Raw genomic sequence first — 14340 nt, 5'->3', positions numbered from 1 at the left:
TACAGGTGAAATTACAGGCTCTTTTTAGCCATTAGAGCTGCCATCTGAACAGGCTGAGCAAGGGGTGACGGCGTTACCGACGGAAAAGCTACCGACTGAACGCTTATAACCTCTTCAACCGAGAGCTTCTCGTATATGAGCCTTGAGATAAAATCCACAAGTCCGGAAACGTACTTACTCCTGCCCCATACTTCACCGCCGACAATCTTCCCAGATTCATCAAAGTAAAGCCTTACCTTTAAGGGATTAGCCCCTTCCAAAGCTGGAGGGTAACCGTCCCTTGTCTCCACCTCGGTAGATATGAACTTCTTTCCTTTCTTCTTGAGGACTTCCTCCGTGTAGCCGGCAAATCCAAAGTAGCTATCCCCCACAGAAGTAATCCCGAAAGGAACTATCCCTTTATCTTTGACAACTGGCTCTCCTAAATTGATACCGGCCATATAACCATCCCTTGCAGAAATAGAGGCCAACATGGCATTTACTTCTTCCCCGTCAATGACAGAAGTGTAGACGCGACAGTTCCCAGCTGCAAAGACGCCATCGGCGGAAGTTCTGAGGAACTCATCTACGGCTATCTTCCCGCTCTTTGTAAGACGAATACCCGCCTCCTGAGCCAGCTCTACCCTCGGTCTAAAACCGATAGCAATGATGACTACATCAACATCAAGTACATCCCCCGAGGAAAGAAATACCCTTCTGACCCTCGTGTCCCCTTCAAAGAACCTGACAGTAGTTTCCTTTAAGACCCTAACTCCCAGAGCAGTAAGTTCCTCTTCCAACTTTTCGCTAAAAGACGGAGAAAAAATCCCCGAAGCTAAACGTTTAGAAACCTCAACGAGGAAGACATCTTTACTTTTTAGAGCTCTTTTAATCTCCCCTGCAAAACCTATGCCTATGAGACCTCCTCCAACTAAGAGAATCCTTTTAGCACTTTTTACTTCTTCAGATATTTTCCTCACCTGCTCTGTAGTCTTTGAAACATAATAAATGCCTTCAAGATTCCCTTCATCTACGGAAGGGACTTTTGGTCTCCAGCCGGTTGCTAAAACGAGCTTATCGTAGAAAACAGTTTTCCCGTTTTCTAAAAAGAGCTTCCTCTCTCTGGTGTCCAAAACTTCAGCTTTGCACGTTTCTATTTCAACGCCAAGCTCCCTAAGCTTTTTTAGTGAATAAAGGTTTTTTTCTAAGGGTAACCTACCAGCCACAACGGAGGGTATAGAACAGGGTATCTGTGTATTTTCCCTCTCTTCAATTAGGGTAACCTTACACTCAGGATAGAAGACTTTAACGGCACGGGCTGCATTAAACCCTGCCGGTCCTCCTCCCACGATAACTACGTTACCCTTCATAGTTGCCTCAAATCGCCTTTCACTATTTAACTTATTTCAAAACAACCATATCGTCACGGTGAACACAAACCCCCTTGAATGAAATAAGTTCTTCACTTGAACACCTTACAATTCCTTTAGCTACCACCCTCCCATTTAGGTCAAGGATTTCTACTACATCTCCCCGTTTAAAATCCCCCTCTACTTTTTTTACACCCTTTGAAAGGAGACTCTTTTTATGAACCACTATAGCCTCTACCGCTCCATCGTCTATGAAAAGACTCCCCTTAGACTCCATCAGGTAGAGAATCCTGTAAGTTTTTGCCCTGAGCCTCTTATCTGGAAGAAAGAGTGTCCCTACTCTTTCGCCGTTTAAGATTCTTTCCAATACCTTCTCTTCTCTTCCTCCTGCAATAACTACGGGAATACCTTTTTGTGTGGCCTTTGCTGCAGCCTCTATCTTCGTCCACATTCCGCCCGTTCCAAAGGCTGTCTTACCCCTAAAGTCGCAAGTTTTCTCAAGCTCCTCAAGGCTCTCTACAACAGGAATAAACCTCGCGTCTGGGTTCTTAGAAGGGTCTTTATCGTAAAGACCATTTGTTACTGTAAGCATTACTAAGAGGTCTGCATCTACCAGAACTGAAACGTGGGCGGAGAGGTTGTCGTTGTCCCCTATTTTTATCTCCTCTACGGAGACGGTATCGTTCTCGTTAGCAACCGGAATAACACCGAACTTTAAGAGGGCTTCAAAGGTGTTCCTTGCGTTGATGAAGCGTTCCTTAGAGCGTAAATCCTCGGCCGTCAGTAGAACCTGAGCTACCTTAAGACCATATTTTTTAAAGGCTTCCCTGTACTCGGCCATAAGGTATGGCTGGCCAACGGCTGAGAGGGCCTGTTTCTCCTGTAAGGAAAAGGGTTTCCTGTTAAGGCCAAGGGCCTTTATTCCTGCAAGGACGGCGCCGGAGCTCACCAAGATGACTTCCTTTCCGTTTTGGCGGAGTTCTGCAATCTCTCCGGCAAGCTTTTCAACAAACTCTCTGTCTATTCCCTCTTCTCCGGCTAAAAGCTGAGAGCCGACCTTTACAACTACCCGCTTAACCTTATTAAACATCCTCTCCTTCAAGCTCCTTTAGTTTCTTGGCAACAAACCACATGAGCTCATCCATCCCCTCGCCGGTCACGGCAGAAACGGCAAAGAAAGGATAACCTTTTTCCTCAAAGTATTTCTTTAGCCTCTCTATTTTATCCCTGTCGTAAAGAGCGTCTATCTTCGTTCCAACTACTATCTGGGGCTTTTTGGTAAGCTCCGGAGAGTAGAGCTCCAGCTCCCTGTTTATTTTCTCAAAGGCCTCCTCTGGCTCTCTTGTAAGGTCGGTTAAATCTATAAGGTGAAGGAGTAGCTTCGTCCTCTCAACGTGTCTTAAGAATTCGTGTCCCAAACCTTTACCAGCGTGAGCTCCCTCTATAAGTCCGGGAATGTCTGCAATCACGAAGGAAAAGTCTCCAACCTTTGCAACGCCGAGAATCGGCCTCAAAGTTGTAAAGGGATAGTCTGCGATTTCCGGCCTTGCGGCTGTAACCCTTGAGAGGAAAGTGGACTTACCGGCGTTTGGGAATCCTACAAGTCCAACATCTGCAAGAAGCTTGAGCTCAAGCTCTATCCACCTTTCCTCTCCCGGTTCTCCCGGCTCTGCAAAGTCTGGAGCTCTCCTTGTAGGCGTTGCAAAGGCTGCGTTTCCTCTACCTCCTCTACCGCCCTTAGCGACGACGAGCCTCTGGCCGTGCTCCTTAAGGTCTCCTAATATTTCCCCCGTTTCTGCATCCTTCACAACCGTTCCTACCGGAACCTTTATGATTAAGTCCTCACCGCTCCTACCGGTTCTCTTGTTTCCTTCTCCGTGCCTTCCCCTTTCGGCCTTATAGTGACGTTTGTACTTGAAGTCAAGGAGGGTATGAACGTTTCTGTCAGCCACTAAAATAACGTCTCCGCCTTTACCTCCGTCCCCTCCGGATGGTCCTCCTTTCGGAACAAACTTTTCCCTGCGGAAGGCAACGCAACCGTTACCTCCGTGACCACCCTGAACGAATATCTTGGCCCTATCTATAAACTCTGCCACTTCCTTCCTCCTATTCAGTTCAAACATGAAAAGTAGGCATAACAAGGTCTTTTCTCAAGGTGAAAGGGCACTAATTTATTTAAGTGATAACAAACGGGTTTGGGGGTAAACTGTGGACTTTGAGAAGGAGAAGCTCTTTGAGGAGAAGTATCCACTCTTTTACTCTCTCCTTTCAGCCTTTGCTATCGGAGTTGAAGAAGGAAAAACAGAGTGGGACGTAGTAAAGGAAGAAGTAAGGGAGTGCGAAACAGCAGAAAAGCTCATAAAGGAAATAGAGGAGTTCTTAAAAGACAAACCGGCAGAGTTTGAACACGTAGTAGGGGACGTTGCAAATAACTACTTTGACGATACCAACAGTTTCTTAAGGTGGATAGAACAGATTAAGAGATACATAACTTCTGTCAAGGGAAGGCTCTGTGGATAGGTTAAATCTTCAAGAATACGACTTATCGTCCTTTCTCAACGAAAAGACCTTCTTTTACCAGAAAAAGAACGGCTTTAGGTTCGGGACAGACACCTTCTTACTTGCCGATTTTGTCAGGCTAAAGGGGAAGGAAAGGCTAATAGACCTTGGAACGGGCTGTGGAGTCATACCGATTCTTCTTTTAAAGAAATTCCCAGAACTTAAGGCCGTTGGAATTGATGTTCTTGAGGAAAACGTTCTGCTTTCGCTAAAAAACGCGAAAATCAATGGGGTAGCAGACCGCTTTAGAGCTCTCAAGCTAAACGTAAAGGAGGTAAAAAAAACTTTTCGCTCCGGCGAGTTTGACGTCGTTGTAACCAACCCCCCATTTATTGAAGTGGGAAGGGGAAACCTTAGCGAGAGCTCTCACAGGGCAATCGCAAGACAGGAACTAACAGCAAAACTTGAAGACTTTATCCTCGCAGCCTCCTACCTCTTAAAAAACAGGGGAAGGCTCTACATTCTACTTCCCGTTCAGCGCTTTGTTGATGTCATAGAGCTAATGAGAAAGTACAGGGTAGAACCTAAACGGCTAAGGTTCATCCAGCCGGAAAGTCAAAGGGAGGCAAACCTCTTCCTCCTTGAAGGGATGAAGGGAAGCGGGAAAGGGCTGGTTGTTAAACCTCCACTTATCGTTTACAAAGACTCAAAAAAACGGGAGTACACGGAAGAAGTTGACAGAAAGTACAGAGAATTCCTCAAAGGTGAAGAAGAATGAGAAGTCTCCTGATTGATGCCGGAAACACTTCTGTAAAAGTAGCTCTCTTTGAGGATGGAACGCTCCAACCACTCTTTAGAATCCCTACCATTAGGGTCTTGGAACATCCAGCCGATTTTGTAAAAAAGCTAAGGGATATTACCTTTAACAAACTTGGGGTAGCTTCCGTAGTAAAAGAAATTACACACCTAATAGAGGAAAACTTCCCCGGAGCCCTCATCGTTTCTGCAAACCTAAAACTTCCGATAAAAATAGACTACAGAACGCCGGAGCTCCTTGGAGCAGATAGAATAGCAGCAGCCTGCGGAGGTCTTGAATTTGCCGATTCTTTTATAGTCGTCAGCTGCGGAACAGCAACGGTTGTTGACCTTGTAGAAGAAAAAACCTTTAAAGGCGGAGTAATATTTCCCGGCGTAGAGACGATGGCTCAGCTTTTAAATCTAAAAACCTCGCAACTTCCAAAGGTTAACTTTGAAGGCGAAGTCAAGATACCGGGACGATCTACGGAGGAGTGCATACAGGCAGGAATTTTAGCCTCAACCATTGGAGGAATAAAAGAAACTATTAGAAATCTTCCGCAACATCCATTACTAATTACAGGGGGATGGGGAGAGTTAGTATCAAGACACGTGAAAGGAACTTACGTTCCAGAGTTGGTATTTAAGGGGATCTTAAAGATACTAAAGTAGGTAAAGGGCGGCAGAACCGCCCTAACAAATTACTTACCGTAGAGCTCCTTAGCAGCCTCCTCTATGAGCTGAGGATTAGCCTTTATTCCAGCCATCATGGGGTTTGTAGTATTCTTTGCTGCGTTTATAAACTCCTGCTTAGTCTTGAACTTCTTCTTAAGAACCTCAGCAGTTGATTGAGCCACAGAGCCATTGTGGCAGCCGGCACAGTTAGACTCCCAAACACCGGCAGAGGCCTGAGCCGTTAAGGCAGCGAAAACTGCAAGTCCGACAATAACCTTCCTCATACTCTTACCTCCCAGCTGAAAGTTTATCCTGTAGATGAGAATTTACCAGCAGTAGAAGAAGTTGTCAATTCATTATGAAGTTTTAATCTTATAACTCCGTCATCCCTCCAGATAAACTTGAGAGCTTTTGTCGGACAGGCATCAACGCACTCTGCACAGTTCCAGCAATAAACAGTTTGGCTTTCTCCAATACTCGGCTTGATTCCCATAGGACATCTTGTATCACAAACCTTACAGTTAATGCACTTATCAGGCAGATATTTGATGACAAGCTGTCTCTTCTTTCCTATGAGAGCCAAAAGAGCTCCGAGAGGGCAGAAGTAGCGGCAGAAAAAGCGCCTCGTGAAAAGGTTGAGGGAAAGAACAACTACAACTATCCAAACTTCAACAGTAATTACTTTATAGAAGGCGTAAAACATAATTTCCCTTCCAACGAGACCCGGAGGAGACCACCAGACAAACATCGGGTAGCCTATGACCATCGTAAGGAGAAGTTCGGTAGTCAAAGCAAACCACAAAATCTTATGAGGCAAGGAGATAAGGTCTTTACGGTACTTCAGCTTCTTAGAAAAAATCCCAAGAAACTTATCAGTAACAACAGAGAGAAACTCTATGGGACACATCCAACTACAGAAAACTCTCCCCATTAGCAGGGCAACAACTACAGGTACCACCATTCCAACGAGGGATGGCATATAGAAAAACTTTGCAGTTAAGATAGACTCAAGACCTTCAAGGGGAGAAACAACCCAAAGGTTTCCAATTCCTATGGACTGAAACCATCCCTGAACAAAGTTGATGTCCCAGTGGTAGTTAAGAAAGGGGTTAACCGCAATTATTAGGAAGCAGAAAGCAAGAAAAGCATACCTCCACCAAGTAATCCTCTTCCAAGCACTCTTTTTCACGGCAAACACCTCTTACGATTTCTTAATATCTTCCAGTTTTATTTCCTTTATCTTCTTCCACTTTATCGGTTCAATCCTTATAGCTTTTTGTCCGTTGTTATCGGGATACTGGTCAGCTATGCAGGAATAAGCGCAGATACCGCAACCTGTACAGTTTTCCTCAACAATGTAAGGCCTGAAATCATGGTCAATTTTTATGGCAATACCAGAGAAAGGACAAACGTTAAAACAGGTCTTGCACATAAGACCCGTTTTGTTCTGTTGCCACGTAACACAAACTTGCCTGTTTATTACAGCAACTCCCATCCTGACTTCTTCCTTAGCACAGGGAACAAGAGAACCGGTAGGGCAGACATGAACACACTTCATACACAGGTAGCAGGGCACTTCCATCACGTCAATGTAGGGGGTACCAGAGAAAACACCACCGCTAAGAACGTCAAAGTACTTTATACAGTGGTACGGACAGACTTCCCCACATCTACCGCAGCGGATACACTTTTGGGCAAAGTGCTCTTCTGGAACAGCACCGGGAGGCCTCAGAATGTTTGTCCTAATCGGTGTTTTCACCATAGTCTTCGGGTTTTTCAGGTCAGAAAGACTACAGGAAAAAAGAGTCCCACCTATGAAAGCTCCAAGGGTTACCTTCAGGAACTCCCTTCTATTAGTTGTCCTTTCCTTCTTCTCCATTTTCGTCTTCTCCAAGCCACATCTTTTCGGCAATTTTCTCAGCTTTCCTTAAACCTTGGAAAGGATTTTCAGGAACAATTTCTCCTCTTTCTATCTTTTCAAACTCTTCAAGGAAATGAGCCTCTACAACAGCAATTTGGAGAACACCATCTATTTCTTTAATCTTAGCTTCTATGGCTTCAAGCTCCCTATACCTCTCAGCATCAAGGACAACGATGATGTAGTAAATATTCTCTTCCTCCTTAAGTTCACCTCCGTAAACTTCAACTCCGGGAATCTCAAGCAAGGCTTTTTCAACTTCAGATCCTTTATCCGGCAACGCAGAAATAACACAACTGACAATTGGCATATCAACCTCTCCTAATCAAATTTCATTTTAAAAGTTGAATCAAATTAATGCATGAAAAAAAGGGGGGCTACTGCCCCCCTTCTAAATTCATCCTCTTTAAACAGGGTGTTTCTGGCTCTTATCAATCTCGGAGTTGTGGAGGTAACCGCCGCTAACCTTCTCAAGCTTAACGAGGAACTGCTTGAGGGGCTTTGCTGGAGCGTACTTCTTGATACGGCAAGCACAGATTTTGAACTCAGGCTGCTTGGAGCCGGGGTCAAAAGCATCTATCGTACAGAAGTTAATCATCCTGTCCTTAGACTGGTCGTACCAGTAAACGAAGACCATTCCTTCCATTGGACCTTCTTCTGTAGAGATTCTCGCAGGAAGGATGTTCCTTCCACGGCGAGTCTCAAGGAGAACAAGGTCTCCCGGCTGAATTCCAAGCCTCTGAGCATCTTTCGGGTTAATTTCAATCCAAGTATGAGGATAGTCACCTGCAAGTTCACGGATACGGCCTGTCATAGAACCGGTATGCCAGTGGTCAATAACCCTACCTGTTGAGAGGTAGAACGGATACTCAGCATCTGGTGGCTCAGCAGGTCCCTTGTAAGGCCTGAGCCAAATCCAGAACTTGTGGTCTTTGTGGAGGTGACCGTAGTCAATAATCTTCCAGTCGGTAAGTCCGTGCTTCTTAGCAAACTCGGTAGCAAGTGGGTCCTTTCCAACGACGAACCTTCTGAGAGTTCCTCCTTTCCTTGCAATCTCAACTGTAGGAGCAGGCCACTGAACACCGTCGGGCCTTTCAAGGAGAACCTCATAAGTAGCACCTGCAAGTGTAGAATCCCTTCCTTTGGTTACACGCTGAGCGTACTCCTCCCAAACCTTCTTGGAGAGCTCCCACCATGGATCTCTCTTAGCAGCTTCAATAAATGGAGCTACGCACTGGTAAATGGTCTTAGCTCTTGCACGAAGCTTCGGATCTCTCTCCTTCCTGAGTTTCTTAGCAAGGACCTGTCCAAGCTGTACAAGCATCCAGAGCTCTGGCATTGCCTGACCGGGAGCCTTAACGGCCTTCGGTGTAAGCTGTGAACGACGCTCCGTACAACCGTAAACTCCTGTCTTCTCAAAGTGGAACGCACAAGGAAGAATCATATTAGCAAGCTCTGAGGTTCTTGTTGGGAAGATGTCAGTTACGACAACGAATACATCATCCCTTGCGAATCCCTCACGGAACCTCCTCATGTTCGGGAGGGACTGAAGGGGAGAGGTCTCGTTTACCCAGATGAAGTAGATGGGTTTAAGTCCGGGGAACCTCTTCTTGTCTTCCTCGGTGTAGGAAATAGCGGAGAACATCTTAACTGTATGGTAACCGGGCTTTGGAGGAATTGTTCCCTTTGGAACGCCCCAAATCTTCTCAAGCTCAGCTCTGTGCTTTGGATTCTTAACAACCCTGTGTCCGGGAAGGATGTGACAGAGTCCACCACCTTCACGAACACCACCGCAAGCGTTTGGCTGTCCAGTCAAGGAAAGAGCGTCCGCTCCATCCTTACCAAGGTTACCCGTAAGTAGGTGAAGGTTTGTTACCAAGTTGTTAACCCAAACACCCCTTGTCCTCTGGTTAAGACCCATTGTCCAGATAGAAACCGTCTTTGTAGTAGCGAATCTCCTTGCAACTTTCCTTATAAGCTCAGGAGTAACGTTTCCTCCACAGACTTCAGCCGCGTACTCAGGGGTGTACTTAGATACGAACTCCTTGTACTCTTCAAAAGATACTTGGTGACCTATGAGAGGAACCTTATCCTTTCCTTTTGTAAACTTGTGGAATGAACAGTACTTCTCTACAAATTCCTTATCATAGAGTCCTTCTTGAATGATAACGTTAGCAATAGCGTTTAAGAGAGCCAAATCTGTTCCGGGCTTAAACTGAAGGTGGATGTCGGCAATCTTGGAAGTTGGAGATACCCTTGGGTCAACGTTGATTACCATAACCTCTTTCGGGTTGGAGAGCTTCCTTCTCATAATACGACGGTAGAGGATTGGGTGACACTCTGCCGTGTTAGAACCGATGATGAAGATTGTATCGGCTTCTTCAAAGTCAGCATAACCTCCTGCTGGCTCATCCGTTCCGAAAGAGGTGAGGTATCCACCAACTGCAGATGCCATACAGAGTCTGGGGTTACCCTCTACATGGTTGGAACCGAGACATCTCCAGAACTTCTGGAAGAGGTATGTCTCTTCTGTCAGAGCCTGACCGGAACCGTAGTAGGCAATTCCGGTCCATCCCATAGGACCCCATTCACCTTTCTTGATAGCCTTAATCATCTCATCAGCGATAATGTCAAATGCCTTCTCCCAAGAAATAGGCTTGAAGGGCTCCTTCTTGCTCTTTCTGTAGAGAGGCTGGGTAAGCCTGTCAGGATGTCTAAAGAGCTTGTAGAAGAGCATTCCTTTCATGCAAAGGAAACCAAAGTTAATGACAGAATTCTTCTCTCCACGGATAACTGCAGGTTTTCCATTCTTAAGACCTAACCAAACCTTACAACCTGTTCCACAGAAACGGCAAACTCCCCTAACCCACTCGTATTCTCCTTCTTTTTTATAAGCAGGGGAACGCTTAACTTCTTCTGGTATCTGAGCAAGGTTCTCTCCAGCAGTAGCTTCCTCTACTCCAAGTTTACCATCGGCCTTTATCTTCAGGTTAATACCTACCAAGGATGCTGCCGTTAGTGCAGCACTCTTTTTAAGGAATTCTCTCCTTCCAATTCCCATCGTACCCTCCGTTATTCAAATTTTTAATATTTTACTTTACCCCAAAATCCTTAGCAGTCTTAATTTTCTTAACTCCATGTCCGTGGAATTCAAAGATATGCTCCTTGTGGCAGTCCCAACAAACGCTACCGGGCTTGTTCTTCTGCATAGTTTCAACTTCGTTGTAGTGACATGCCATACACTTTGTAAGTGGAGGTGTCCTGTGGAAGTCCTCAAATGTACCATGACACTGGAAACACCTTACGTTAGCAATGGCGTGTTTTGAATGAGCCCACTCTTTGTAAACCTTAGGTGTAACCTGCTGATGGCAAACTCTACACTGCTGTTGCTGCGGAGGTAAACTCCTAATAGTATCTGGTGGCAAAGGGTGTTGGTCTGCAAATGAGAGAGAACTCAACATCACCGCAAAACCGGCACTTAGGATAAAAACTTTGGCTTTCACTTTGCACCTCCCCGTATAGTTTGTTCATTACATTCACCTATATTTTACTCCTTTTTTTCTTCTTTGAAAAACTTCTTAAGCTCGTTTTCAAAATCAAAACCGTGTCCTACATACCAGTGACAAGTTAAGCAATTTCCTTCTATCTCTCCCTTTTCAAGCTTCTGGTGCATTACATTGTCAGGAAGGTTCGTATGGCAGCGATAGCAGTTTGATACAAAGACGTAATGGTCCCTCTCCTTCCTTTTCTCTATCCAATGTTCAAGGTCATCAGCGTAGCCTCCTTTAAAGAAATGGGCAAAAAGGTCGTTAGTCCCAAACTTGCTCTTATTAATCAGGTAGGAAAGAACGCTCGTATGAGGCAGGTGACAGTCAGCACAACCGGCTCTAATTGCCCCCCTCTTGTTGCCTAAGGGACCATGGGGACCCTTTTCCCAAGCTTCAAACATTGGTTTCATCTCATGACAGGAACCACAGAATTCCGGCTCAGCCGTATTTTCAATCATCTGGGCTGAGATTAGGGAGGCTACTCCACCTACTATAAGTCCCACTATCCCACCTATTATGAGATTTCTAACCTTCTCTTTCACAACAAACCTCCTCTAAAAGGAATTTCTTATATTGCACCATAAGTTTAACATATAAAACTCTCTATATCAAAAGTCGTCATCTTCAAAATACTTTTTCACTTTCTTTACTTCCGGAGAGAAAGGCTTTATTGACAACATACCGGAGTAGGCTTTAAAAGCCCCCCCCATGTCACCATCCTTCATAAATAGCCTCAAAGCCTTGTAGTAAAGTTGAAATGCTTTATCCCTCTCCTCTACAACGTCATAGTAGACTGCCTTAAGATAAACAAACGTAGGGTCCTCCGGAGAGCAAACTTTCTCAGCCTCTTTAAGCTCATCGCGAGCACTATCGTAATCTGAGGCCGTAATGTACTGGTCCACGTAAATCAAGTGCCTTTTACACTCGTTCAGCTTCTTAACGTCAACCTTGTAGGTAAGGGGTAACTCTTGAGAAGGTACCTTTTTAGTGGATTCTGGAGATGGAGACTGCAAGGAAGGTTGAGGAGGAGTGGTGGCACAGCCTAAGAGGAAGGAAAAGAGAAGCATAGAAGCAAATCTCTTCACCATTTATGACCTCAGCTCCTTTAGATATTTAGACTTTGGGTTAAGTAGCTGCAGTTTCTTTAGTATCTCTTTTACAGCTTCTTTATCTCCTTTCTCTTTAAAAAGGAGAGCAGCCTTATAGTAAGCCTCTTCAGCGGCTGAAGAGAAGCCAGAACCTGATGGGGAACTCTCAGAGAGGGAACCTGAGTAGAAGTTGCCCAGCTGGTAATAAGCCATTGCATTCTTAGGATTTAATTTAATCGCCTTTTGAAGCTCCTCAAGGGCTTTCTGCATGAGCGTAAATCTAAGTTTCTCATCCTTTTCTACTTCCTTTCGGATCTGAGAAAGGAGAGAGTTAAACTCTTCCTCGCTCAAGCTTAACTCTTTGAGCAGCTCCTTATACCTCTTTGCCTTTTCTTCGGAAAAAAACTCGGGAGCCACCTTCTTTTCAGCGTGGAGCTCCAAAAGTTCAAAAAGGGCAAATGGATTTACTTTTCCCTTTTGCTGAAGCTTACCGTACAACCTCCTAGAAACGGAAGGATTATCCATATTTAAGGCCTTCTGGTAGTAAAACATCCCCAAGAGCATATGAAGGTCTGAAAGGGCCTCATAAACTTTTGAATCCTTTAAACGTCCTTCCTTTGAGACCGCATTGGGAACTTCTTGATTTTTATCGTTAAGATAGAGGGGAGTTAAATCTTCTATGGCCTTTTTTATTTTTTTTATACCCTCATCGTACTTGTGATTGTGGTAGTCACTATAGACACAGTAGAAGTAAGAAACTGGAGCTTTCAAAATAGTGTCCGGACACTTGATTTTTTCGTTTCCGTAAGAGTTAACGGTAAGAACAGAAGTAAAAACCACTAAAAAAAGCAACTTTTTCACTTTCCAACCTCCCAAAAATAGTTAAGGGGACGAGGGAGTACTTCCCCCGTCCCCGTTTCTTCTGTAAAGGATTACTGAGCAGTCTGTCCGTAACGCTTCATGTAGAACTCAGCAATCTTCCTGAGCTCAGACTTAGGCATACCCTTGAACCACTTGTGCTCAGGCCTGCTGAAGAGCTCTTCCTTGAACTTCTTCCAAGCCCTCTTGTCAGCCCTTGAGCCCTTCTCAGCTACAATCTTATCGGCCTCTGGGATAAGCTCAAAGTAGAACCTTTCGGCAACTTCATAGAGACCGTGCCAGTGAGTCCAGTCAGGAGCCATCATAGAAGCACCGTGACGTGCCCTACGACCCTCATGGTGCCAGAGGTAGAAGTAGGTCCACTCAATCCTCTCGTTAAACGGTGTTGGGTCAATGAGTTTCCTGCTCTTGAGGAACTTCATAATCTTGTTAGCAGGAATAGCGAACTTCTCGTTGTAGAGCTTAACGAGGTTGTCAAACTGGTAGTAGAAGGCGTCTACCCATACTTTCTGGTGGCAAGCTTGGCAGACCTTCTTCATTTCAGCACGCTTAGCTTCCCAGTTAGGCTTGTGCTTGGAGATTGGTGGTCTTAAAGTCCAAGAGAGCCTTGCACCTACGTCGTGGGTTGCCTTAGCACCAGTTACAGAAGCACCCATGTGACAGGTTACACAGTTTGGAGCCTGATAGTAGTCCTCTCCAAGAACCCACTTAGCCCTGTCAAGGGTCTGCTCAATTTCAGACTCGTGGGACTTGTAAGCAATACCGTGCTTGGAGAGCTCCCAAATCTCAATCTGTGGATGGTCAGGTCCTTGGTGACACTTACCACACATGTCAGGCTTACGAACCTGCTTCAGGCTGAAGCTGTGCCTGAAGTGACATGCAGCACAGTTTCCTTTAGAACCGTCTGGGTTAACCCTTCCGATACCTTCGTTAGGCCATGGACCCATAATTGGAAGGCCGTTCTTAACAGGTATGACCCTTCCGTGACACTGAGCACATCCGAGGTTAAAGAGGGCCTCTCCCTCTACTATCCTACCGAGAACGTTGTCAAGAGAACCTACGAACTGAGCAGCCTTGGCATGGTGGGATTCTGTAACTTCCTTAGCCTCTTTGGGGTGACACTTTCCACAGTCAAGTGGGGATACAATCGTGGAAATGGTGAAGCCAAAGTGCTGGAAGGCGTCTTTGTCGTTCTTGTTTGCCATATGACACTCGTAGCAACCAACACCTGATTCAGCGTGTCTGCTGACTCCCCACTGCTGAACAAGAGCTGGGTTCATGCTCTTGTGACACCCAAGGCATGCCTGAGTCTGAGGTGAGATTTTCCTTAGGGCTGCGCTGGCGTCGGTAGTATTAAGACCAATTACTGCTGCAGCAGCAAAGGTTACCGCCAGCAGCCCTGTGCGGAGCTTGCTGAGCTTCCCCTTCATGCTGTCCCTCCTTTGATAGTTTTAATCTCCTCTGGTGAAAAATTATACACACAAATTTCAAGGTGTCAAACATTTATCTTAGTCAAATAATCTGGTCGTACGTATATAAAACATTCCTTATTCATTGTATTCTTATACTGATTCCATCAAAAAGAGCAA

The 14340-nt window shown here is 45.2% G+C and carries 16 protein-coding genes; 3 read left to right on the top strand and 13 right to left on the bottom strand.

What is annotated here, in order from left to right; translation table 11 throughout:
* Positions 1–11: 11 nt before the first annotated feature.
* The 3 genes from CLV27_RS07175 to obgE are packed head-to-tail and all read right to left on the bottom strand — an operon-like array spanning position 12 to position 3445.
* Entirely contained in the window at positions 12–1349 is a 1338-nt protein-coding gene (locus CLV27_RS07175) for an NAD(P)/FAD-dependent oxidoreductase (protein ID WP_132527301.1), read from the bottom strand.
* 31 nt (positions 1350–1380) lie between these two features.
* Positions 1381–2439 carry a glutamate 5-kinase gene (gene proB / locus CLV27_RS07170; RefSeq protein WP_132527299.1) on the bottom strand — a complete coding sequence of 353 codons (1059 nt, stop codon included), beginning with the start codon at positions 2437–2439 and terminating at the stop codon, positions 1381–1383.
* On the bottom strand, positions 2432–3445 hold the full coding sequence (gene obgE / locus CLV27_RS07165) for a GTPase ObgE (protein WP_132527297.1): 1014 nt from the start codon (positions 3443–3445) through the stop codon (positions 2432–2434). The genes proB and obgE overlap by 8 nt, the downstream gene beginning before the upstream one ends.
* A 112-nt stretch (positions 3446–3557) precedes the next feature.
* Between obgE and CLV27_RS07160 the strand changes: the two genes are divergently transcribed.
* Genes CLV27_RS07160 through CLV27_RS07150 form a run of 3 tightly spaced genes read left to right on the top strand, consistent with a single transcriptional unit; the run spans position 3558 to position 5315 of the window.
* The gene (locus tag CLV27_RS07160) at positions 3558–3869 is read left to right on the top strand and encodes a hypothetical protein (RefSeq protein ID WP_132527295.1); all 312 of its coding nucleotides are present in this window, start codon (positions 3558–3560) and stop codon (positions 3867–3869) included.
* Positions 3862–4626, top strand: coding sequence for a tRNA1(Val) (adenine(37)-N6)-methyltransferase (locus CLV27_RS07155; RefSeq protein WP_132527293.1), 765 nt, complete (start codon positions 3862–3864; stop codon positions 4624–4626). The genes CLV27_RS07160 and CLV27_RS07155 overlap by 8 nt, the downstream gene beginning before the upstream one ends.
* Complete coding sequence (locus CLV27_RS07150; protein WP_132527291.1) at positions 4623–5315, top strand: type III pantothenate kinase; 693 nt, start codon at positions 4623–4625, stop codon at positions 5313–5315. The genes CLV27_RS07155 and CLV27_RS07150 overlap by 4 nt, the downstream gene beginning before the upstream one ends.
* A 29-nt stretch (positions 5316–5344) precedes the next feature.
* Here CLV27_RS07150 and CLV27_RS07145 read toward each other — a convergent pair whose 3' ends face one another.
* From CLV27_RS07145 to CLV27_RS07100, 10 genes are all read right to left on the bottom strand, one after another.
* Positions 5345–5602 carry a hypothetical protein gene (locus tag CLV27_RS07145; protein ID WP_132527289.1) on the bottom strand — a complete coding sequence of 86 codons (258 nt, stop codon included), beginning with the start codon at positions 5600–5602 and terminating at the stop codon, positions 5345–5347.
* 23 nt (positions 5603–5625) lie between these two features.
* Complete coding sequence (locus CLV27_RS07140) at positions 5626–6507, bottom strand: 4Fe-4S binding protein (RefSeq protein ID WP_132527287.1); 882 nt, start codon at positions 6505–6507, stop codon at positions 5626–5628.
* A gap of 12 nt (positions 6508–6519) precedes the next feature.
* The gene (locus CLV27_RS07135) at positions 6520–7197 is read right to left on the bottom strand and encodes a 4Fe-4S dicluster domain-containing protein (RefSeq protein WP_132527286.1); all 678 of its coding nucleotides are present in this window, start codon (positions 7195–7197) and stop codon (positions 6520–6522) included.
* The gene (locus tag CLV27_RS07130; protein WP_132527284.1) at positions 7172–7546 is read right to left on the bottom strand and encodes a chaperone NapD; all 375 of its coding nucleotides are present in this window, start codon (positions 7544–7546) and stop codon (positions 7172–7174) included. Before CLV27_RS07130 ends, CLV27_RS07135 begins: the two co-directional genes overlap by 26 nt.
* 96 nt (positions 7547–7642) lie before the next feature.
* Complete coding sequence (locus CLV27_RS07125; protein ID WP_132527282.1) at positions 7643–10297, bottom strand: molybdopterin oxidoreductase family protein; 2655 nt, start codon at positions 10295–10297, stop codon at positions 7643–7645.
* 31 nt (positions 10298–10328) lie between these two features.
* Entirely contained in the window at positions 10329–10739 is a 411-nt protein-coding gene (locus tag CLV27_RS07120; protein WP_132527280.1) for a multiheme c-type cytochrome, read from the bottom strand.
* Between the two features lie 44 nt (positions 10740–10783).
* Entirely contained in the window at positions 10784–11326 is a 543-nt protein-coding gene (locus CLV27_RS07115) for a cytochrome c3 family protein (RefSeq protein WP_132527278.1), read from the bottom strand.
* Positions 11327–11392: 66 nt separating this feature from the next.
* The gene (locus CLV27_RS07110) at positions 11393–11872 is read right to left on the bottom strand and encodes a tetratricopeptide repeat protein (RefSeq protein ID WP_132527276.1); all 480 of its coding nucleotides are present in this window, start codon (positions 11870–11872) and stop codon (positions 11393–11395) included.
* On the bottom strand, positions 11873–12733 hold the full coding sequence (locus CLV27_RS07105; protein ID WP_132527274.1) for a tetratricopeptide repeat protein: 861 nt from the start codon (positions 12731–12733) through the stop codon (positions 11873–11875).
* A 71-nt stretch (positions 12734–12804) separates the two neighbouring features.
* Positions 12805–14181: a multiheme c-type cytochrome gene (locus CLV27_RS07100; RefSeq protein ID WP_132527272.1), complete on the bottom strand. Its 1377-nt coding sequence runs from the start codon at positions 14179–14181 to the stop codon at positions 12805–12807.
* Positions 14182–14340 lie beyond the last annotated feature (159 nt).

Origin of the sequence: Phorcysia thermohydrogeniphila (assembly GCF_004339575.1) — a bacterium.
Taxonomy (GTDB): Bacteria; Aquificota; Aquificia; order Desulfurobacteriales; family Desulfurobacteriaceae; genus Phorcysia; species Phorcysia thermohydrogeniphila.
This window is presented reverse-complemented; position numbering and strand designations above follow the sequence as displayed.

Excerpts from the sequence above, each read along its gene's own strand:
- CLV27_RS07175 (WP_132527301.1), bottom strand. The coding sequence starts at position 1,349 with ATGAAGGGTAACGTAGTTATCGTGGGAGGAGGACCGGCAGGGTTTAAT.
- proB (WP_132527299.1), bottom strand. The coding sequence starts at position 2,439 with ATGTTTAATAAGGTTAAGCGGGTAGTTGTAAAGGTCGGCTCTCAGCTT.
- CLV27_RS07150 (WP_132527291.1), top strand. The coding sequence starts at position 4,623 with ATGAGAAGTCTCCTGATTGATGCCGGAAACACTTCTGTAAAAGTAGCT.
- CLV27_RS07145 (WP_132527289.1), bottom strand. The coding sequence starts at position 5,602 with ATGAGGAAGGTTATTGTCGGACTTGCAGTTTTCGCTGCCTTAACGGCT.
- CLV27_RS07135 (WP_132527286.1), bottom strand. The coding sequence starts at position 7,197 with ATGGAGAAGAAGGAAAGGACAACTAATAGAAGGGAGTTCCTGAAGGTA.
- CLV27_RS07130 (WP_132527284.1), bottom strand. The coding sequence starts at position 7,546 with ATGCCAATTGTCAGTTGTGTTATTTCTGCGTTGCCGGATAAAGGATCT.
- CLV27_RS07125 (WP_132527282.1), bottom strand. The coding sequence starts at position 10,297 with ATGGGAATTGGAAGGAGAGAATTCCTTAAAAAGAGTGCTGCACTAACG.
- CLV27_RS07110 (WP_132527276.1), bottom strand. The coding sequence starts at position 11,872 with ATGGTGAAGAGATTTGCTTCTATGCTTCTCTTTTCCTTCCTCTTAGGC.
- CLV27_RS07100 (WP_132527272.1), bottom strand. The coding sequence starts at position 14,181 with ATGAAGGGGAAGCTCAGCAAGCTCCGCACAGGGCTGCTGGCGGTAACC.